Origin of the sequence: Polynucleobacter sp. HIN7 (genome assembly GCF_030297595.1) — a bacterium.
GTDB lineage: Bacteria > Pseudomonadota > Gammaproteobacteria > Burkholderiales > Burkholderiaceae > Polynucleobacter.
Map to the genome: position 1 here is coordinate 1,535,537 of NZ_AP028138.1, position 19,161 is coordinate 1,554,697.

General features: G+C 46.9%; 19 protein-coding genes. 7 read left to right on the forward strand and 12 right to left on the reverse strand.

Annotation, left to right across the window (positions count from 1 at the left end; all coding sequences use genetic code 11):
* Positions 1-718: 718 nt before the first annotated feature.
* The 3 genes from QUE64_RS07675 to groES all read right to left on the reverse strand — a co-directional run bounded on the left by QUE64_RS07675 (position 719) and on the right by groES (position 3,127).
* Positions 719-1,048, reverse strand: coding sequence for a hypothetical protein (locus QUE64_RS07675; protein WP_286225198.1), 330 nt, complete (start codon positions 1,046-1,048; stop codon positions 719-721).
* A gap of 106 nt (positions 1,049-1,154) precedes the next feature.
* Entirely contained in the window at positions 1,155-2,810 is a 1,656-nt protein-coding gene (gene groL, locus QUE64_RS07680; protein WP_286223475.1) for a chaperonin GroEL, read from the reverse strand.
* Between the two features lie 26 nt (positions 2,811-2,836).
* Positions 2,837-3,127, reverse strand: a complete 291-nt coding sequence (gene groES, locus QUE64_RS07685; RefSeq protein WP_108509006.1) for a co-chaperone GroES — start codon at positions 3,125-3,127, stop codon at positions 2,837-2,839.
* A gap of 329 nt (positions 3,128-3,456) precedes the next feature.
* Here groES and QUE64_RS07690 point away from each other — a divergent pair, with 329 nt between their 5' ends.
* From QUE64_RS07690 to QUE64_RS07700, 3 genes are read left to right on the forward strand one after another with little or no spacing between them, the layout of a single operon-like run.
* Positions 3,457-4,293: an EAL domain-containing protein gene (locus QUE64_RS07690; protein ID WP_286225199.1), complete on the forward strand. Its 837-nt coding sequence runs from the start codon at positions 3,457-3,459 to the stop codon at positions 4,291-4,293.
* Positions 4,294-4,316: 23 nt separating this feature from the next.
* Entirely contained in the window at positions 4,317-4,940 is a 624-nt protein-coding gene (locus tag QUE64_RS07695) for a response regulator transcription factor (protein WP_108509008.1), read from the forward strand.
* Between the two features lie 17 nt (positions 4,941-4,957).
* Complete coding sequence (locus tag QUE64_RS07700) at positions 4,958-7,300, forward strand: response regulator (protein ID WP_286225200.1); 2,343 nt, start codon at positions 4,958-4,960, stop codon at positions 7,298-7,300.
* Between the two features lie 44 nt (positions 7,301-7,344).
* Here the strand turns inward: QUE64_RS07700 and QUE64_RS07705 are convergent, their stop codons facing one another.
* The gene (locus QUE64_RS07705; RefSeq protein ID WP_108509010.1) at positions 7,345-7,623 is read right to left on the reverse strand and encodes an HU family DNA-binding protein; all 279 of its coding nucleotides are present in this window, start codon (positions 7,621-7,623) and stop codon (positions 7,345-7,347) included.
* A 143-nt stretch (positions 7,624-7,766) separates the two neighbouring features.
* Here QUE64_RS07705 and dacB point away from each other — a divergent pair, with 143 nt between their 5' ends.
* On the forward strand, positions 7,767-9,335 hold the full coding sequence (dacB, locus tag QUE64_RS07710) for a D-alanyl-D-alanine carboxypeptidase/D-alanyl-D-alanine endopeptidase (RefSeq protein WP_286225201.1): 1,569 nt from the start codon (positions 7,767-7,769) through the stop codon (positions 9,333-9,335).
* On the opposite strand, the gene QUE64_RS07715 is transcribed toward dacB, so the two are convergent.
* The 8 genes from QUE64_RS07715 to QUE64_RS07750 form a co-directional block, all read right to left on the reverse strand.
* Entirely contained in the window at positions 9,281-10,357 is a 1,077-nt protein-coding gene (locus QUE64_RS07715) for an L-threonylcarbamoyladenylate synthase (protein WP_286225202.1), read from the reverse strand. The genes dacB and QUE64_RS07715 overlap by 55 nt on opposite strands.
* A gap of 8 nt (positions 10,358-10,365) precedes the next feature.
* Entirely contained in the window at positions 10,366-11,568 is a 1,203-nt protein-coding gene (locus QUE64_RS07720) for a 5-(carboxyamino)imidazole ribonucleotide synthase (protein WP_286225203.1), read from the reverse strand.
* Between the two features lie 18 nt (positions 11,569-11,586).
* The gene (purE, locus tag QUE64_RS07725) at positions 11,587-12,075 is read right to left on the reverse strand and encodes a 5-(carboxyamino)imidazole ribonucleotide mutase (protein WP_286225204.1); all 489 of its coding nucleotides are present in this window, start codon (positions 12,073-12,075) and stop codon (positions 11,587-11,589) included.
* A gap of 60 nt (positions 12,076-12,135) precedes the next feature.
* A complete protein-coding gene (locus QUE64_RS07730; protein WP_458574683.1) occupies positions 12,136-13,029 on the reverse strand; it encodes a phosphoribosylaminoimidazolesuccinocarboxamide synthase in 894 nt (297 codons plus the stop codon).
* A 2-nt stretch (positions 13,030-13,031) separates the two neighbouring features.
* Positions 13,032-14,468, reverse strand: coding sequence for a pyruvate kinase (gene pyk, locus QUE64_RS07735; RefSeq protein WP_286223483.1), 1,437 nt, complete (start codon positions 14,466-14,468; stop codon positions 13,032-13,034).
* Positions 14,469-14,470: 2 nt separating this feature from the next.
* Positions 14,471-15,670: a phosphoglycerate kinase gene (locus tag QUE64_RS07740; RefSeq protein ID WP_286226206.1), complete on the reverse strand. Its 1,200-nt coding sequence runs from the start codon at positions 15,668-15,670 to the stop codon at positions 14,471-14,473.
* Positions 15,671-15,731: 61 nt separating this feature from the next.
* Positions 15,732-16,079 (reverse strand): AzlD domain-containing protein, encoded by a 348-nt coding sequence (locus QUE64_RS07745; RefSeq protein ID WP_286223484.1) that lies wholly within the window; start codon positions 16,077-16,079, stop codon positions 15,732-15,734.
* Positions 16,076-16,837, reverse strand: coding sequence for an AzlC family ABC transporter permease (locus QUE64_RS07750; RefSeq protein WP_286225205.1), 762 nt, complete (start codon positions 16,835-16,837; stop codon positions 16,076-16,078). Before QUE64_RS07750 ends, QUE64_RS07745 begins: the two co-directional genes overlap by 4 nt.
* A 130-nt stretch (positions 16,838-16,967) precedes the next feature.
* Between QUE64_RS07750 and QUE64_RS07755 the strand changes: the two genes are divergently transcribed.
* From QUE64_RS07755 to waaF, 3 genes are read left to right on the forward strand one after another with little or no spacing between them, the layout of a single operon-like run.
* A complete protein-coding gene (locus QUE64_RS07755) occupies positions 16,968-17,888 on the forward strand; it encodes a branched-chain amino acid transaminase (RefSeq protein WP_286224764.1) in 921 nt (306 codons plus the stop codon).
* A 12-nt stretch (positions 17,889-17,900) separates the two neighbouring features.
* Positions 17,901-18,098, forward strand: coding sequence for a zinc-finger domain-containing protein (locus tag QUE64_RS07760; RefSeq protein WP_286223486.1), 198 nt, complete (start codon positions 17,901-17,903; stop codon positions 18,096-18,098).
* A gap of 25 nt (positions 18,099-18,123) precedes the next feature.
* Positions 18,124-19,158 carry a lipopolysaccharide heptosyltransferase II gene (gene waaF / locus QUE64_RS07765; protein ID WP_286225206.1) on the forward strand — a complete coding sequence of 345 codons (1,035 nt, stop codon included), beginning with the start codon at positions 18,124-18,126 and terminating at the stop codon, positions 19,156-19,158.
* Positions 19,159-19,161: the final 3 nt, after the last annotated feature.

Genomic DNA, 19,161 nt, shown 5'->3' on the forward strand with positions numbered 1-19,161 from the left:
CACAAACCATTCTGGTCTAAGCCATATCCACTTGTAAAGCCATAAACAGAGCTCGTATGTGTTGATGTGAATGTTATTCCATTTTCTGTTACTGGACCCGAGGTAAATAGATTTGATGGTGTAAATGGTATGCTCGTTGCGCCGGGTATAACCGAAGTTATAACTTGAGCATTGCTTAACTTACTAATGATTGATGATAACAATAGAACGCTGAATAATGCTGCTTGAATCTTTTTGTGTTTATACATATTTTGTAATAGATAGCTGTATGTTTAATAAGTTTATTGTTCTATTCTGATCATCAATCAAATCGATTAATGCTGTATGGCGAATTATTATTGATGTAACAATATAAGAAAGTTAAGTTTGATTTTACCTTTGAATATCAACAAAGTAGCTAGTGTTTTACCCCAAAGGACTTAATCCCCCCCCCCGTCATATCATATCGGACAGGACGGGAATACTGTCCATTTTCTGTCCATTTCTTGTCCAATTAAGTCCAAATTAGTGGTTAAATAAAGACTTAACTAACAATCAACAGGAATTGACGCAAACCTAGGAATCGCTCTATAAGCCTTATAAATCGACAACGAACTCTTCTACATGGACAAAACCATGATGGTCTTTGGTGATGCTAAGAAGGTGGTTGAGGATATGGTCAAAGCGGTGGATTGATCAAATCAGTCGGTAATGAAAAGGCAGCCTAGGCTGCCTTTTTTTATCGAAAGCCCAAATGATCTTTATCGGTCCGCTCTTGTCCCTCCACAAATAATTTTTTACACAAACCAGCACCACTACTATTTGGCTTCTTGCTAGCTTCTTTTTGCATCTTAAACATCGCCTCAAAACAATCACGGCGATGATCGTATTGACTGATAACGGTTTTGACTTCCTTACCCTTATAAAAATAAGTGAAATCAAGCGTCCAATACTGGTCTCCTAAAACGATTGGATCTCCCTTTTTAAGAACGATCGGTTCTTGCTGCTTCACAGGAGAGGTGCATCCAGATAAGAGCAAGATGCTTATGATCCATAAAATTTTATTCACCGATCTCACTTAGTAATTTTTTATCTACAAGAGCTCATCGTAACTAAAATTGATGCAAATAAAAAGGGCAGCCAAGGCTGCCCTTTAGTTTGGACCGAAGTCTTAATTACATCATTCCGTCCATACCACCCATGCCACCCATGCCACCCATACCGCCTGGCATACCGCCGCCAGCAGCTTCCTCTTTTGGAGATTCTGCAATTGCGCAGTCGGTGGTCAGTAATAGTGCAGCAACAGATGCGGCATTAACTAACGCGGTCTTTGTAACCTTGGTTGGGTCAATCACGCCTTGAGCAACTAAGTCACCATACTCGCCCGTGGCAGCGTTGTAACCATGATTACCTTTACCAGCGGCTACTGAATTCACTACTACGCTAGCCTCATCACCTGCATTGGAAACGATGATACGTAGTGGCTCTTCCATTGCGCGCAACACAATGCTAATACCAGCGTTTTGATCAGGATTATCGCCCTTGAGACCAGCAATGCCCTGCTTTGCACGAATCAGTGCAACGCCGCCGCCAGGAACAATGCCCTCTTCAACGGCCGCACGGGTCGCATGCAATGCATCATCAACACGTGCTTTCTTCTCTTTCATTTCGACTTCGGTTGCAGCACCAACGCGGATTACAGCAACACCGCCTGCCAACTTAGCAACACGCTCTTGTAGTTTCTCGCGGTCATAGTCGCTGGTGGCTTCGTCGATCTGAACGCGAATGTTCTTGACGCGGGCTTCAATCGATTTTGCATCGCCTGCACCATCAATAATGGTGGTGTTCTCTTTGCCAATCTCAACACGCTTGGCTTGCCCAAGATGCTCAAGAGTGGTCTTCTCGAGTGTTAGACCAACTTCCTCAGCAATCACTTGGCCACCGGTCAAGATTGCAATATCTTCCAACATCGCTTTACGACGATCACCAAAACCAGGCGCCTTCACAGCACATGTTTTTAGGATACCGCGGATGTTGTTCACTACTAGGGTTGCCAAGGCTTCGCCTTCAACATCTTCAGCAACAATCATCAATGGGCGACCTGATTTAGCCACTTGCTCGAGAACTGGCAAGAGATCACGGATATTGCTGATCTTCTTATCAAACAAGAGAATATAAGGGTTCTCCAACACAGCGGTTTGCTTCTCAGGCTGATTAATGAAGTATGGGGACAAGTAGCCACGGTCAAACTGCATACCCTCTACTACTTCTAATTCGTCTTCAAGAGACTTACCATCTTCGACGGTAATCACACCCTCTTTACCAACCTTCTCCATTGCTTCAGCGATACGCTTACCAATGCTCTCATCGCTATTCGCTGAAATCGAACCAACTTGTGCAATTTCTTTGGTGGTGGTGCAAGGCTTGCTGATTTTTTTGAGCTCTTCAATCGCAGCGCTTACCGCTTTATCAATACCGCGCTTGAGATCCATGGGATTATGGCCAGCAACTACATACTTCATACCTTCACGCACAATTGACTGAGCTAGTACAGTAGCGGTTGTCGTGCCGTCACCTGCGATATCAGCGGTCTTCGAAGCAACCTCCTTGACCATCTGAGCACCCATGTTCTGGAGCTTATCTTTGAGCTCGATTTCTTTAGCCACTGAAACACCGTCTTTGGTGATAGTTGGGCCGCCAAATGAGCGCTCGATCACTACATTACGGCCTTTGGGTCCAAGAGTTACCTTGACTGCATTTGCGAGGATATTCACACCCTCAACCATCTTGACGCGGGCGTTATCGCCAAACACTACATCTTTTGCTGCCATGATTAAATTCCTTTCTAGTTGCCTAATTACTTCTGAACAACGGCCATGATGTCTTCTTCACGCATGACAAGAAGCTCGTCGCCATCAACTTTTACAGTTTGACCCGCATACTTTCCAAATAGAACGCGATCGCCAACTTTGACATCGGGGGCATTTAATTTGCCACTGTCATCACGCTTACCGGGGCCAACGGCCAATACCTCGCCCTGATCAGGCTTTTCTGCTGCGTTATCTGGAATCACGATTCCAGAGGCGGTTTTTGTTTCTTGATCTAAGCGCTTAATAATCACGCGATCGTGTAAAGGACGTAGATTCATTCCCTCTCCTATGTTAGTAAGTATTAACTAATAAAATATGCTGCCTTATTATCTCTGCACATTGAGTTAAATATATGATTTATATAAATATTTTCAATAAAATGAAATAATTTATAATCATTATTAGCACTCTAGTGTAGTGAGTGCTGATTATATAGGTGTTCATTCGCTGTTTTCAAGAGCCCGCTCCCTAAACGCAATATGGATTTTGGATGATGCCTTCCATAGCCAGGCAGGCGTAGGAAATTTCTTACACATAAATCATCTTTATGCCCTTACTTAAAACGGTTGGCATGCATAGACTCATTCATATTCGATTGGAGAAAAGCATGAGCCCTAAATCACGGCTTTATAACTTGGTGATGGCATGGAAGAACAAGCCCTTCCGTGAATTGCGTGACATTGAACAGCCATATTGGGAAAGCCCGAGAGATCAAGAAGAATTTGCTCATCCCACCCCAAAAAACTCCGTTAATGAATTCGTCTATCGGGGAATTGATTTTGAACCCATCTTCAATCGCTCCGGAAGTGCCTTAAAGGGGGTTTTATTTCGACCCCTGTTGACGGCAAGCTCATCCGAGGTCTTGCGCTTTTGCATGGAAGGAATTGATGCTATTCATTACTGGCAATGCAGCAATCGCATCATCCCCCTCATTCTTCCAATCAATGTATCTGATCTAAAGATTGCATCATGCGTTGATGGACTATGCGATCTGATCTTAAATTCAAGGCTACCCATCGGCCTAATTAATATTGGCTTTACAAATCACCAAGCCATCGATAACGAATTAAGTGCTGCCATCACAAAGCTAAGGCGCTTGGGCGTGCTATTTCATGCTCTTCAGTTTGATGGCAACCCAAATACGATCAAATTAATTAGCCAGTTTCAGTTTGAGGCTGTTCATTTTGATGCGTCGCACATCCGCGAGACGAACTCTTCGGCTAGCGCCCAAATAATTGACCAAATCCACTTATTTAAGAAGTGGTCCTGCAAAACTTACTTCAGTAACGTGACTTTTGTCCGTGATAACGAACTTGCCTATCAACTCGGTATCGATTATTGCTATGGCAGCCTCATGCTCTCACCTGTCAATCGACATCAAATTATTCATATTCAAGATAGTCGTATTGGTAAAGCACTTTTTTCTATTCAAACATCAAAATAACTTTAACCACAAGGAGACCTGTAATGCGTAATAAAGTGATGTTGATTGATGATCATCCTGCCATGTTAATGGCATTGAAGTCCATGCTGTTAAACCAAGTGCCATTTGAAGTGGTTGCCCAAGCCCAAAGCGGCGAAGAATGCCTCAGTGTTTTAAAAAATGTGCAGCCCGATATTGTGATTTTGGATTTGGATATGCCCAAAACCGATGGCTTTGATGTTATCCGGAAGATTGGGATCTCTTACCCCAATATCCGTATCCTAATCCTATCGAGCCTTGACGAGCAGGTCTATGGAGGAAGAGTACGCTCCTTAGGCGCCCATGGCTTTGTGAACAAAACAGCTAGCGCCAATATTATTCTAGCAGCCTGCGTTGCCGTTTCACAAGGCTACACCTTCTTCTCAACAGGTCGTAACGGCCATGCAGCCCTATCCGATAGCGAGAAGATGGCGTCTATTTCTGATCGAGAATTACAAGTCATGAAATACCTGGGTAAAGGAAAATCCAATGCAGAAATATCGGACCACCTCAATATCAGCAGCAAAACGGTTGCAACTTACAAGCATCGTTTATTTGATAAGTTAGGGATTTCCAATATCGCTGATCTGGTTCTCTTTTGCCGCAATAACCACATTATTGAAGGCTAAGATTGGGGCGAAGCGCGATGCATTCTTTGTTAGGGTGGCTATTCGGTCTAAGCATCGCGCTTTGCTTGCAATGCGCTCACGCCCAAGGAGGCTTTCCCCAATTTACCCAAGCAGAACAAGAATGGATCAAAGCCCATCCAATCGTTCAATTTAGCATTCATGAGAAGTATCGCCCCTACTGGGATGGCGGCATTTATCCAAAACTACTATCAAAGTTAAAAGATTGTTCAGGCCTCGAATTTTCACCAAAGTGGCGTAGCTCTGATGAAGCTGGCATTCATCAAATTCGTAATGGCGAAGTAAGTCTTGTGATTGATCCCAATCAGAAACTGGAATCAGCGCTTCTTGGTCGACTTACAGAGCCAATTTTTTGGGGACAGGATGTGATGATAGCAACGCAATCGAATAGCACGTCTTCATTAAATCCTACAGTTGAAAAGACCATCTTCTTTGATCGTGGCTATGACTTTACAGGGCCAATGAATCAAGCGCGTCTTATCAATTCACCAGAATTAATTGCTCAAGAGTTATTAACAGGAGAGGCGCACTTTGCTGTGATGCCGTTACGCTTGGCAATGCATCTTAGCGAACAACTCAATCTTCAAAAAATACAAATTCGGCCTTTAGGTCATAAGCCATTTGCCTATCGATGGCTGATCGCAGACCAAGATCGCATCCTGCACTCGATTGTTCAAAAATCATTGCACGAAGCAGACCCCATCTTTATGGGTGAGCTATTAGCGATTCCATCCTTAGCGCCAAATCGATCGGGATATCTGGCAAATTGGCTCTGGTTTGGCATGGCCGGCTCCTTTGCATTAATTGCATTTTTGATTGGGCACCATATTTGGCAACGTAAGAGGCAATTCCGAACGGAATCCGACCTATTAAACATTGCTCAAGAAGCTAAAGATGCCAGCGATGCTAAATCCGCATTCTTGGCTACCGTTAGCCATGAAATTCGCACGCCAATGAATGCGGTCATTGGTGCTCAGGAACTATTACTGAAGAATAGCTCATTGAACCCACATCAACGCGAGTTATTGCAAAGTGCCCACATGTCGGCGGCTTCTTTATTGGGAATGCTCAATCAAGTACTCGACATGGCCAAAATTGAAGCGGGAAAATTTACGGTCGAGCATGAGCCAGTTGATTTAAAGCAAATTCTCTCTGAAATTAATCAAACCTTCTTTGGGTATGCCAAGAACAAAGGACTTCACCTTGCTAGCTTTATTGATCCAAATATTGCCGATGTATTACTGCTCGATCCCTTACGGATTCGTCAAATTCTTCACAATCTTCTCAGTAATGCTATTAAATTTACGGAGCAAGGTCTCGTGTTTTTTGAAGTTCGGATATTGGCCAATGACCATGCAGGCCAATTACTAGAGTTTCGGGTGATTGACCAAGGAATTGGCATGGCCAAAGAGGATATTGAGCGGGTGCAGATGCCCTTTGAGCAAATTCGCTCTCACCTGTCAACGAGCAGCGAGTCGGGCTCAAGTACCGGGCTTGGGCTCAGCATTACCAATCATCTCATTGGGTTAATGCAAAGCCAATTAATTATTGAGAGCGCACCTAATTTAGGAACGAGTATTCATTTTGTTGTTGCATTTTCTAGAACCTGTCACCCGATTGAGAATGATCAACGCTCTCTAAATTCATCAGGCCATCCTTTGTTTAAAAATAGTCGAGCGCTGATTGTCGAGGATCATCCTGCTAGCCGACAAATTCTTTATTTGCAATTACAAAGCCTTGGTGTTCATGTTGACCAATGTGCCAATGCTAGGGAAGCCCTCGAATATCTTCATAAAGATGTCTATGACATGATTCTCACGGATCACTCAATGCCCGGAATGCATGGTACCGATTTGGCTCGCATGATTCGCTCGATGGGTTATCACGATATTGTGATTATTGGCATTACAGCCGATATCTATGCCCAGACTTCGCAGGACAAACTAATGCAATCGGGTATGAATGGTGTTCTGATTAAACCAATCCGCCTAGAATGCCTTCAGTCTGAATTACTGAAACACTTACATCCGCGCCCCACGAAAGCAGCCATCAAACCTTCAGACGCGTCTTTGCAGATGAATGATTTGATTCTGGAGGAAGTTTATAAAGTTCAACTTGAAACGCTGGAGATGCTCAAAGAGAGAGTTGATCGTAGCTTACTCATGAGCTTGATTCATAAAATTAAAGGGGGCGCACTACTCAGCAAAGATCAATTACTCTATGACCAATGCGTTCATTTGGAAAAATCAGATGGTGAGCTGACGATACTGCAGCAATCCCTCCAAGAAAGTCTTACTGCTAGCAATCATCGCCTAGATAAACAGATCAACGCGCAGCGCTAATCCAAACAAATTCATCTGCTCATCTAGGTCTTTTTGTATCAGAGTTAGCGTTTATTCACTGCATCCTTAAAGGACTTACCAGCAGAAAATTTGACTGTTTTTGAGGCTGCAATCTTAATCGCTTCACCGGTTTTTGGGTTACGCCCCATGCGGGCTGCGCGCGAACCCAAGGAAAAGCTTCCAAAGCCCACTAATTGCATGGTATTGCCCTTGGCAACACTCGCCTTGATCGCATCGAGAGCTAAATTAAGCACCTCCTCCGCTTTGGTTTTGCTTAAATCCGCTCCATCTGCAATCACATCCACTAAGTCTGCTTTTGTCATGATCAATTTCCTTTAATAGGGTGTTGTTTATCGAGAAGCGGATTGCCATTCATTGGCTAAACTGGATCTCCACGTTTATCCTAGCAAAGATATGCAGAAAATCTGTAAATACTTTTAGACAAAGTAAAAAAATAATGAGATTTATGAACTTTAGTGGGCTAAGTTGTATTTTTTTAACTCGAAATCTAGGGTTAGTACTAGCACTTTTCTGCTTCGCCCCTTTTCTTGGTCATGATGCTGCAGCCCAATCTACCCTTCCCACTGGCGTTGAACAGGCAATTAAACGTAGTGGCATTCCGAAAGATTCGATCAGCATTGCGGTTAGCGAAATTCCATCGGCAGCCAATCCAAAGCTAAGCTCACCTTCGATTATTCGTTGGCGTGATGAAGTTGCCATGAATCCAGCCTCCACGATTAAATTACTCACCACCTTGGTTGCCCTGGATATTTTGGGGCCAAAGTACCGATGGAAAACGGAACTCTTCGCCGATGGTGCGATCAAAAATGGGACCTTAAAAGGTAATATCTATTTTGTGGGCCACGGTGATCCGAAATGGATCCCAGAAGAGCTTGATCGCCTAACAAAACAATTGCGTGCCCTTGGCATCCAACGCATTGATGGAAATTTGGTTTTTGATCGAAGCGCGTACGCTAAGCAAGTGATGGAAGAGATCACGATTGATGGTGAAACCTTGCGTGCCTATAACGTTCCCCCAGATCCTTTGTTGTATGCCTTTCGCACCCTCTCTTTTCAGATTAATCCGAATAAAAATGGTGACGGCTTTCAGATTAGTTATACCCCGAAGTTAGCCCGCCTCTCAATTCAAAATGACATTATGACGAGCTCGGCTCCATGTGATGGGGCAAGGCGTAATCTTCGGCTGGAGATGGTTCCGAATCCATTAGAGATTGCAAACTCTCAAGTGAAGAATAAATCGGCAATTCAGTGGCAAGCTATTTTTTCTGGCGAACTACCTCAGAACTGTCGCGGGGTTACATTCAATGTGGTCAAGTTCGATCCCGATACCTTCCTAACTCTAGGATTTACAGCAGCATGGGAAGAGGCGGGAGGGCTATGGGTTCGACCACCTCGTGGTCAAGCTGGATCAGTCCCTGTATATGCCCGCCCTCTATTGAGTATTGAAGGCTTAAGTCTTTTGGAGGCTGCTGAGGATATCAATAAGTTCTCAAACAATGTAATGGCCCGACAAGTTTTTTTGACCCTCGCCCTTGAAAAAATTGGGAAGCCTGCTGATATTGAATCAGCAAAAGGTGTAGTCCAAGCTTGGCTGAATCAGCGCGGATTGGATTTTCCGGAACTCGTGATTGAGAATGGTTCGGGCTTATCCCGTAACGAAGCGATCTCTGCACGCAACCTAAATAGCCTTTTGATTTCGGCTCAAAACTTACCGATTGCCGAGACCTTTGCTGCCACCTTGCCAGCCGCAGGATCCGAGGGAACCATGCGAAACCGCTTGATTACTCAATTGCGTAAATTTTTACACCTCAAGAAAAAGCCAGAGGCCCGCATCAAAACAGGTTCTCTAAACAATGTACGCACCATCTCAGGTTATGTCTATAGCAAATCAGGTCGGATCTATGCAGTGACCTCGTTCATCAATGACCCTAAAGCCAATCGAGGCCAAGAGGTTCACGATCAATTACTTACATGGTTATTGGAGGACGGCCCAGATCCAAAAGATGCGCGCTGAAGCCGATCACGTACTGCATCCCACGCCTCAGTCTTTGGAGGGCTTGGAATCAAAATACCCTGATATTGGCCTTGATCAAGATCTCTTAAGAGGCGATAGAGTTGCTTTGCAACTAATGCGGGATCCATCGCAAGTGCTATAAAAGTTAGATTATTCAAATAGGCTATAAGTAGAGCCTCATGCTGTGAATAGTCCTGCTCCCAAACAAGCACAGCAAATTTAGCATCAGGCGCTTCACGAATCAACGCATCCAGTTGCGATGCTAGATCAGAAGCTGAATATAAATACAGAGGGGTATGGGGTGCGTAGTGAGCCAGATGGGTGCCCGATACTCGGGGCTGGTTTACGGTATTTCCGGAACTCACCACATCAATCCCGATGCTTGCCTTAATCATGGATGGGCTAATTGATCCTGGGCGAAGTAATTTAGGCGACCCTTCGCCAGAGACATCCAAAATGGTTGACTCTATCCCATGCTCACAAGGGCCGCCATCCAAAATCAATAGATCTGGATTATTTGGAAACTCAGCCTCAACGTCGGCAGCCGAAGTTGGTGAGATGCGCCCATAACGATTCGCTGATGGCGCAGCAATGCCGCCTCCAAAACGATGCAATAGCTCTTGGGTCAATGGATGAGCCGGTGAACGAATCGCCACGGTGGTCTGTCCTCCGGTCACAGAATCCAAAACCGATCTACTTTTTTCAAAAACCAAGGTCAGAGGCCCCGGCCAAAAGTGCTTGATCAAAATCAGTGCGCTCTCTGGAATATGCCGAGTCCAGGGACTTAAGATGGTCAACCACTCTTGTTCAAGATCTTTACTGCCACTTGGTGGCGCCTGAACATGAACAATTAGAGGATGATCGGTAGGCCTTCCCTTGAGTTGGTAAATTTTTTGGATTGCATCGCGATTACTCGCATCAGCACCCAAACCATATACGGTCTCGGTGGGAATGGCTACGAGCTTCCCGGTCCGAATTGTATCTAGAGCACAATCGATTAAGGACGAATTTGGCTTGGTCATTACCAAATTTAAGGATCAATCCCCAAATGAGTGGCAACTTCCGCACACGCTTGCTTTGCTTCCTCAATGGTATGACCTAAGCAATTAATATGACCCATTTTGCGCCCAGGCTTGGGGCTTGCTTTGCCATACAAATGCAATTTAGCACTGGGATGATCGAGTACTCGATTCCAGGCAGGCTCTTGCGTCGCCCCAGAACTAAACCACGCATCACCCAAAATATTGAGCATGGAGACATTGGTTAGTAGACGTACATCCCCTAAGGGTAGGCGCGCCATAGCTCGCACTTGTTGTTCAAATTGACTGGTTACACAAGCGTCCATGGTGTAATGCCCCGAATTATGGGGCCTTGGCGCAATCTCGTTCGCGATCACGGTTTGATCGTCTAACACAAAGTATTCCACGCACAAAACGCCGACATAGCCCATTTCTTTAGCAATCAACTGACTCGCATGAATGATTTTGGGTACTAAGCTCGCCAGAAGAGATGGGGATGGAACGGTACTGGTATGCAAAATCCCGTTTCGATGAACGTTCTCCGAAATCGGATACGCAACGCATTGCCCATCGTGACCACGCACTACTAATGCCGAAACCTCAAATGCTAGCGGCATCCGTTTTTCAAGTACGCAAGCCACACGACCTAAATCGTGCCAAGCCTTCGTTAGATCATTGCGTTGATGAACAGTGACCTGTCCCTTGCCGTCATAACCTAAGCGCGCGGTCTTTAAGATCCCTGGAAATAAATGATCGGGCAGTTGTGCAAGATCACTTTCTGAACGAATCACTGCATGGGGAGCTGGGCCAATCCCAGAGAGGCGTTGGCATTGTTCTAAAAACTGCTTTTCCACAATTCGGTCTTGCGCAATCGAAACACAAGAGCCACGGGGAGCAACAAAGATTCCTTGTTCTTCAAAATAGTCTAAGGTCTTCGCAGGAACATTCTCAAACTCAGTGCTAATGGTTGCGCAAAGTGCTGCCATTTCTTGTAAAGCAGCTGCATCATCGTAATTAGCGCAAAGGTGCTTTTCTGCAACAGCGCCCCCCGGACTCAAGGGATCGGGATCCAAGACGCAAACCTTATAGCCTAGGGATTGCGCCTCGTGCACAAACATGCGTCCTAATTGACCGCCACCCAAAATACCAAGCCATGCCGGTGGAAGAATTGCGGATTGATGCTTCAAATTAGTACTATGCGATGAACTCATCATGCGTTCAGATTGGGCAACTTAAGGTAACTTCATTGCGCGGGCAGCTTGGGTTTGCTCCTCACGAAACGCATGCAATTTTTTTGCTAGCCCTGGATCGGAATGCGCTAGCATGCCGACAATATGTAAGGCTGCGTTTGCTGCGCCAGCCTCGCCAATCGCAAACGTTGCTACCGGAATGCCTTTAGGCATCTGCGCAATAGAATATAAGGAATCCTCTCCTCGCAAATATTTACTGGGAACAGGCACGCCCCACACCGGCACAATCGTTTTAGATGCCAGCATTCCGGGCAAATGAGCTGCACCGCCTGCTCCAGCAATGATGGCTCTCAAGCCCCGTGCCTGCGCAGATTCAGCGTAAGCGAACATTTCATCGGGCATGCGATGGGCAGACAGAACTTGTTTTTCATAGGCAATCCCAAAATGTTCAAGCATCTGGACCGCGTGTTGCATCGTATCCCAATCGGAATTGGATCCCATTACCACGCCTACGATGACCGGACTCGTCATGAATACTCCAAGAATCTTAAATTTGTATTATCGCAGTCTTTAAAGGGGTCTAGGTCCCTATCACTGGGTTAGGCGCTGCCATGCCTCACGGTATTTTTCTGCCGTTTTACGAATAATCTCATCGGGTAAATGAGGGGCTGGCGCAGTCTTATTCCAAGCTTGGCCCTCAATCCTGACAGACTCGAGCCAATCGCGCAGAAATTGCTTATCAAATGAGGGTGGATTGGAGCCAACTTGATAGGTATCTGCGGGCCAAAATCGAGAAGAGTCGGCCGTTAGGATCTCATCCATCAATACCAACTGTCCCGCAGTATCTAATCCAAACTCAAATTTTGTATCCGCAATAATGATTCCGCGCCGACGTGCATAGTCTGCAGCCTCGGTATACAAACGAATACTGGTGTCCTTAATCTTTTTGGCTAACTCACTTCCAATGCGACGCTCAACCTCTGTATAAGAGATATTTTCATCGTGGTGACCCATCTCGGCTTTCGCTGCAGGAGTAAAAATGGGCTCTGGTAGTGCCTGTGCATTTTTCATTCCCTTGGGCAAGGCAATTCCACAAACGGAACCCGTCTCCTGATAGTCTTTCCAACCACTGCCCGCCAAATACCCTCTAACAACTGCCTCAACCAAAATGGGTTTTAAGCGCTTCGTAACTACCGCTCGACCACGCACTTGATCAACTTCAGAAGCACTCACCATAGTGGCGGGGTCGATACCAGTCAAGTGATTTGGAATGACGTGGGCCAAATGAGAAAACCAAAAATTACTCATTTGATTGAGCACAACACCCTTCTCAGGGATGGCTTCTTGCATCACCACATCGAACGCGGAGATACGATCACTCGTAATCATCAATAAACGATCCTGATCAATCGCATATACATCGCGTACCTTACCTCGCGACACTAATGGCAACGAGGAAATCGAAGTGGTGTGTAAGGCATTCATGATTAACGAACTTTAATGATTTTCAAGGTATTCGTGCCACCAGGCTGATCCATGGGCTCACCAATCGTTAAAACAATCGTGTCACCTGATTTCACAACCCCTAACTTCTTTAAGCGCTCCTCAACCTGAAGCAAAGCCGCCTCTCGATCGACTCCCTTGCCGATACTAAAGGGTCTGACATTACGATACGTGCTTAAGGCCCGCTGGGTTTCCACACGACTCGTTAAGGCAAATATGGGTACCCGAATATTATGTCGACTCATCCAAATCGGCGTTGAGCCGGAGTCAGTCAAAGCTGCAATTGCTGTGGCGTTGAGATGGTGGGCTGTAAAGAGTGCGCCAAGGGCAATCGCTTGATCAATTCGTTCAAAGCGCTGGTCCAAGAAGTCCGTGTCCAAGTGGACCACTTCAGACTTCTCTGCTTCAATGCAAATCGCAGCCATCTGCTCAATCGTTTTCACCGGAAACTGACCGGTGGCTGATTCTGCTGAGAGCATCACCGCATCGGTGCCATCTAATACTGCATTCGCTACGTCGCTCACCTCAGCGCGAGTGGGTACTGGAGCACTAATCATCGACTCCATCATTTGGGTCGCAGTGATCGTAAATTTATTAGCGTCTAGAGCCATTCGAATCATACGCTTTTGCAATGCTGGCACGGCCGGATTCCCAACCTCAATTGCCAAATCACCACGCGCCACCATGATGCCATCGCTCTCATCAATAATGCTTTGCAGGGCTTCGGTAACAATCGCCTCAGCTCGCTCCACTTTAGCAATCAAGCGCGCTTTGCCTTTGCCATGCTTAGCACTTGCTGCGTCCGCTAACTTGCGGGCGTATGCCATATCGGCCCCATCCTTGGGAAAACTAATCGCCAAGAAATCAATTCCCATGGAAATCGCAGCATCTAAATCAGCAATGTCTTTCTCGGTAAGAGCCGGTGCTGTTAAGCCGCCGCCGGCACGATTAATGCCTTTGTTGTTCGATAAAGGGCCGCCGCTCTCCACGCGGGTGTAAATTTCTCCGCCCTTGACCTGGTCGACTACTAAGACAATCAACCCGTCATTTAATAAGAGTCGATCACCCGCTTGAACATCGTTTGGCAAATTTTTATAGTCCAACCCCACCCGCTCTTCATTGCCAAGCTCGCAGTTGACATCTAGGATGAAGCGGGCGCCCTCTTGAAGAATGACTTTTCCATTGGCAAACTTGCCCACCCGAATCTTCGGGCCCTGCAAATCAGCCATAATGCCCACTTCACGATCGAGCTCTTTGGATATCTGACGTACTAAGTCATAGCGCGCCCGATGATCGGCGACGGTTCCGTGTGAAAAATTAAGGCGAACCACATTGAGCCCCGCACGAATCATATCGCGCAAGACCTCGGGCTTCTCGGATGCCGGCCCTAGCGTGGCAATAATTTTGGTAGCTCGTTGCATGATTACTCCTTCGCGCGCTCTGCAAGCACAGCAAATGCAGGCAGGGTTTTGCCCTCAAGAAACTCTAAGAACGCCCCGCCTCCGGTTGAAATGTAGTCGACTTGATTCTCGATACCGTACTTCGCAATAGCTGCTAAGGTATCGCCACCACCAGCAATCGAGAATGCGGGTGAGTGGGCAATGGCTGCTGCAATCATTTTGGTGCCGCCGCCAAACTGATCGATTTCAAAAACGCCTAAGGGGCCATTCCAAACAATCGTGCCGGCATGCGCCAACATCATCGATAGTTGTGCAGCTGTTTTAGGGCCAACATCCAAAATCATGTCGTCTGGCGCCACTTCGTCGACTGGCACCCGATTGGCTCTGGCTAATGGCGATAACTCATTGGCAACCACCACGTCCTCAGGAATCGGTACTCGCGCCCCTCGCTTTTCCATGAGCGCAATAATTTCTTTCGCTTCATTGACCAAATCTGGCTCAGCCAGCGACTTACCAATATTGAAGCCTTTGGCTAATAAAAAGGTGTTAGCAATCCCACCGCCCACGATTAATTCATCAACTTTCTCGGCGAGCGACTTCAGAATGGTTAATTTGGTTGATACCTTGGAGCCCGCCACAATGGCAACTAGTGGCCTTCTTGGTTCTGCTAAGGCCCGACTCAAAGCATCGAGCTCAGCAGCCATCAAGGGGCCAGCACACGCAACCTTGGCAAACCGGGCAATACCATGCGTCGTGGCTTCAGCACGATGCGCCGTGCCAAATGCATCATTGACGTAGACATCGCATAAGGCAGCCATTTTTTTGGCTAATTCATCGGCATTCTTTTTCTCGCCTACATTGACCCGACAGTTCTCCAAAAGAACCAGATCACCTGGTGCTAGTTCAAATCCGCCATCAACCCAATTACTAATTAATGGAACTTTACGATTGAGGATCTCCGCAATGCGATGGGCAATTGGTGCCAAACTATCTTCGGCCTTAAACACTCCTTCGCTAGGCCGACCCAAATGAGAAGTCACCATCACCGCTGCTCCGCCATCCAGGCACATCTGAATCGCCGGGATCGATGCCCGAATCCGCGTATCTTCGGTAATGTTGCCAGCCTCATCTTGAGGGACGTTCAAATCAGCACGGATAAATACCCGCTTACCTTTGAGCTGACCAGATGCTGCGAGATCACTAAGGCGCTTTACATGAAGCAAGGTGGTGGACATAGACTATTAATTTTGGAGAAATTAGAGTATTTGAAGTGTGAGTTCCATTTTAGAGCCAGTAACGCACCAAACTAAACACAGTCATACCCAAAATAAGGGTTGGCAGCATCTGCCGAGTCCAGAAGTACACCACAAAACCTGCTAATCCACCCCAAAGATTGGGGGATTTCCAGTCCATTTGGCTAATTTCGACTGCTCCTGGGGGTAAAAGCAGCTCAGGCGCAACAATCCCCACAATCGCAGCCAAGGGTGCATATCGAATCGCTCGCAGAACCAACTCGGGCACTTGAACGCGCGCGCCCAAGAATACAAAGAAAGCCCGAGTTAGAAGGGTCACGAGGGCCATCCCCCCAATCACCAAGGCGATCTCCAAAGCGCCTAAGGAATCCGGCCTCATCGCATTGCCTTAGGTGAGCGGTCGGCCAAGATGCCAACTACGATCGCTGCCAAAATGGCAACTGTCAAATTCAGCTTGAGCGGCAAACTATAGGTCAGGATAGCGACAATCGCAGCAACAATCGCCGCCCAGCGGGCTGCTCGATGATCCAGCATTGGGACAATCACTGCAATTAAGGCCAAGGTCCCAGCAAATTCCATGCCCCAATCATCTGGGATTTGACTTGCGCCCAAGATGCCAAGAATTGAACCAGCTTGCCAAATACCCCAATTGCCGGTGGCAAGTCCATACATAAAGTGAGTGCGGTAATACGAATCTTTTTTACGCTCGGTCACCGCTTGCACCTCGGGAAAGCGGCTGGTGTACATCAAGTACCCAAAATCCGCTGTGAAATACCCCAAGATGGCTCTGCGCCATGCGGGTAAATGCGAAAAGTGGGCTTGCACGCCAATGCTAAAAATCACAAAACGCAAGTTCACGATGAATGCAGTAATCAGAATCGTAAAGACAGAAAAACCGGCCCCAATCAGCGGAAGGGCGGCAAGCTGAGCAGAGCCCGCAAAGACGAATAAAGTCATCGCCAGTGCCTGCTCAGTGCTTAGGACCGATTTACCCATCGCCAAGCCGGTCACCACCCCCCAACTAAAGATGGCAAGAGCCGAGCGAGACATGGTTTTCAGTCCATCACGCCACGCCGATTGCTGTTGCTGGTTCCAGCCCAAGTAAGGCAATTTAACAGTCAGGCGTGCGAAATCCATAGATGAACCGATTATAGAAAGCCTGGCTCATTGGGCTTCAGACCGGGCGATTCCTCTGCTCTACAATAAGGCTTTAGGGCTAAATTGCATAAATAATCCGCAAGCCCGCCACAACATAAAGGTGCTAATGATGTCGATGTCTGACCGCGATGGAGTTATTTGGTTCGATGGCAAGATGGTCCCCTGGCGGGATGCCAATATTCATGTGCTAACGCATAGCCTTCACTACGGCATGGGCATCTTTGAGGGTATTCGTGCCTACAAGACCGAAAATGGCACGGCAGTGTTTCGCTTGGCCGAGCATGTCAAGCGCCTCTTTAACGGCCTAAAGATTTTCCAGATGAAAATCGATTACAGCGAAGAGCAAATTGCGCAAGCGATTCTTCAAGTGGTGCGCGATAACAAGTTGGCCTCGTGCTATATCCGCCCCATTATTTTCATTGGCTCAGAAAAATTAGGTATTTCGCCAACCGGCAATAAAGTACATACGGCAATTGCAGCATGGCAATGGGGCGCTTACCTTGGCGAAGATGGCATTAACAAAGGGATACGCGTCAAAACCTCATCCTTTACCCGCCACTTCGTAAACTCCTCCTTAGTTCGTGCAAAAGCCTCTGGGTACTACATTAATTCCATCTTGGCGCATCAAGAAGTGGCTGCCAATGGCTACGATGAGGCCCTCCTATTGGATACCGAAGGCTACGTCTCTGAGGGTTCAGGCGAGAACATGTTCATGGTTCGTAATGGCATTGTGTTTACCCCTGATCTTGCCTCCTGCCTTGATGGTATTACCCGAGACTCGATCATCCGCATTGCCAAAGACTTAGGGTTTGAGGTTCGAGAAAAACGCATCACCCGTGATGAGGTGTACTCGGCAGATGAAGCCTTCTTTACTGGTACCGCCGCTGAAGTTACTCCCATTCGGGAGCTGGATGACCGAACCATTGGCGATGGTAAACGCGGTCCGATCACCAAACAAATTCAGGATGTCTTTTTCGATACGGTATACGGTCGCAATGATCGCTACCGTGCTTGGTTAACCACTGTCTAAATTTAGATTGCTATGAGTGATTTAAACGAACTGAATGCGGTCATGGTTCACGGCAATGACTTGCCGCTGCATTGTCCAACCAAAGATACTCCAGCCTGGAACTATCACCCACGTGTTTTTCTGGATATTCTTGCTACCGGTCAGGTGAAATGTCCCTATTGCGGCACTGAATATCACTTGATTCCTGGTACCGAACCCCACGGCCACTGATATTGGCTCCAAACGGGGCTTCGCTATGCCACGCATCCTCGTTATCGCCCCACATTGGATTGGGGATGCGGTTATGTCCTTGCCGCTCATCACCCTCATTCATTCTAGATTTCCCAATTCCAGTGTTGATGTCCTGTGCACCCCATGGGTAGGCCCTATCTACCGCGCCTGTCCTGCAGTTGAAACAATTATTGAGCGTGATTTTCAGCACGGCGCTCTGCAGTGGAGCCTACGACAATCAACCGCGCGTGAGCTCAAGAAACAAGGTTATGAGATGGCATTTGTGCTACCAAATAGCATGAAGTCAGCACTGATCCCGTGGCTCGCGGGCATCCCAAAACGGATTGGCTACCAAGGTGAGTTTCGCTTTGGCTTGATCAATGTTTCATTGCCCAATCCATCACGCCAAGCGCGTACGCCCATGATGGAGCACTATGCAAAATTATTAGGTAGCGCGCTAGACCAAACAAGCAATCTTCAAAATCTGCCATTACCAAAATTAAGCATTGATCCAACTCTTGCCCAATGGGGCAAGGGCAAGATCGAAGAGATCGGCGGCGTACCTCTTTATGTATTTGCTCCTGGCGCCGAATACGGCTCTGCAAAACGATGGCCAACAAGTCACTTTGCGCAATTGGCGAACCAGATTTTGGAAGGCAACCCCGACGCGAAGATTATTATTTTGGGAAGCCAAGCGGATCATGTACTTGGTCAAGAAATTGTGCAAGCTGCCAATCGATCTGATCGCATCCACAATTGGTGCGGCGCGATTCGCTTAGACCAATCGATGGCACTCATCGCACAATGCACATCCCTCATCAGTAACGACTCGGGTCTTATGCATATTGGCGCGGCTCTTTCGATTCCACAAATTGCTATTTTTGGTTCGAGCAATCCCAAGCACACGCCACCCTTATCCCCAAAAGCCCAAGTCATCTGGCTCGGATTAGACTGCAGCCCCTGCTATCAACGCACTTGCCCTCTTGGGCATCTCAATTGTTTAAATCAGATCGATTCGCAACGCGTCTACAGTATGCTTACACCATTAAAGGCTCAATAAATT

Bases quoted from the DNA above. Each gene is read 5' to 3' on its own strand.
- QUE64_RS07700 (WP_286225200.1), top strand. From the start codon at position 4,958: ATGCATTCTTTGTTAGGGTGGCTATTCGGTCTAAGCATCGCGCTTTGC.
- QUE64_RS07750 (WP_286225205.1), bottom strand. From the start codon at position 16,837: ATGGATTTCGCACGCCTGACTGTTAAATTGCCTTACTTGGGCTGGAAC.
- groL (WP_286223475.1), bottom strand. From the start codon at position 2,810: ATGGCAGCAAAAGATGTAGTGTTTGGCGATAACGCCCGCGTCAAGATG.
- QUE64_RS07730 (WP_458574683.1), bottom strand. From the start codon at position 13,029: ATGAATGCCTTACACACCACTTCGATTTCCTCGTTGCCATTAGTGTCG.
- QUE64_RS07720 (WP_286225203.1), bottom strand. From the start codon at position 11,568: ATGATGAGTTCATCGCATAGTACTAATTTGAAGCATCAATCCGCAATT.
- purE (WP_286225204.1), bottom strand. From the start codon at position 12,075: ATGACGAGTCCGGTCATCGTAGGCGTGGTAATGGGATCCAATTCCGAT.
- QUE64_RS07695 (WP_108509008.1), top strand. From the start codon at position 4,317: ATGCGTAATAAAGTGATGTTGATTGATGATCATCCTGCCATGTTAATG.
- pyk (WP_286223483.1), bottom strand. From the start codon at position 14,468: ATGCAACGAGCTACCAAAATTATTGCCACGCTAGGGCCGGCATCCGAG.
- QUE64_RS07745 (WP_286223484.1), bottom strand. From the start codon at position 16,079: ATGAGGCCGGATTCCTTAGGCGCTTTGGAGATCGCCTTGGTGATTGGG.
- QUE64_RS07755 (WP_286224764.1), top strand. From the start codon at position 16,968: ATGTCGATGTCTGACCGCGATGGAGTTATTTGGTTCGATGGCAAGATG.
- waaF (WP_286225206.1), top strand. From the start codon at position 18,124: ATGCCACGCATCCTCGTTATCGCCCCACATTGGATTGGGGATGCGGTT.
- QUE64_RS07690 (WP_286225199.1), top strand. From the start codon at position 3,457: ATGAGCCCTAAATCACGGCTTTATAACTTGGTGATGGCATGGAAGAAC.
- dacB (WP_286225201.1), top strand. From the start codon at position 7,767: ATGAACTTTAGTGGGCTAAGTTGTATTTTTTTAACTCGAAATCTAGGG.
- QUE64_RS07705 (WP_108509010.1), bottom strand. From the start codon at position 7,623: ATGACAAAAGCAGACTTAGTGGATGTGATTGCAGATGGAGCGGATTTA.
- QUE64_RS07760 (WP_286223486.1), top strand. From the start codon at position 17,901: ATGAGTGATTTAAACGAACTGAATGCGGTCATGGTTCACGGCAATGAC.
- groES (WP_108509006.1), bottom strand. From the start codon at position 3,127: ATGAATCTACGTCCTTTACACGATCGCGTGATTATTAAGCGCTTAGAT.
- QUE64_RS07715 (WP_286225202.1), bottom strand. From the start codon at position 10,357: ATGACCAAGCCAAATTCGTCCTTAATCGATTGTGCTCTAGATACAATT.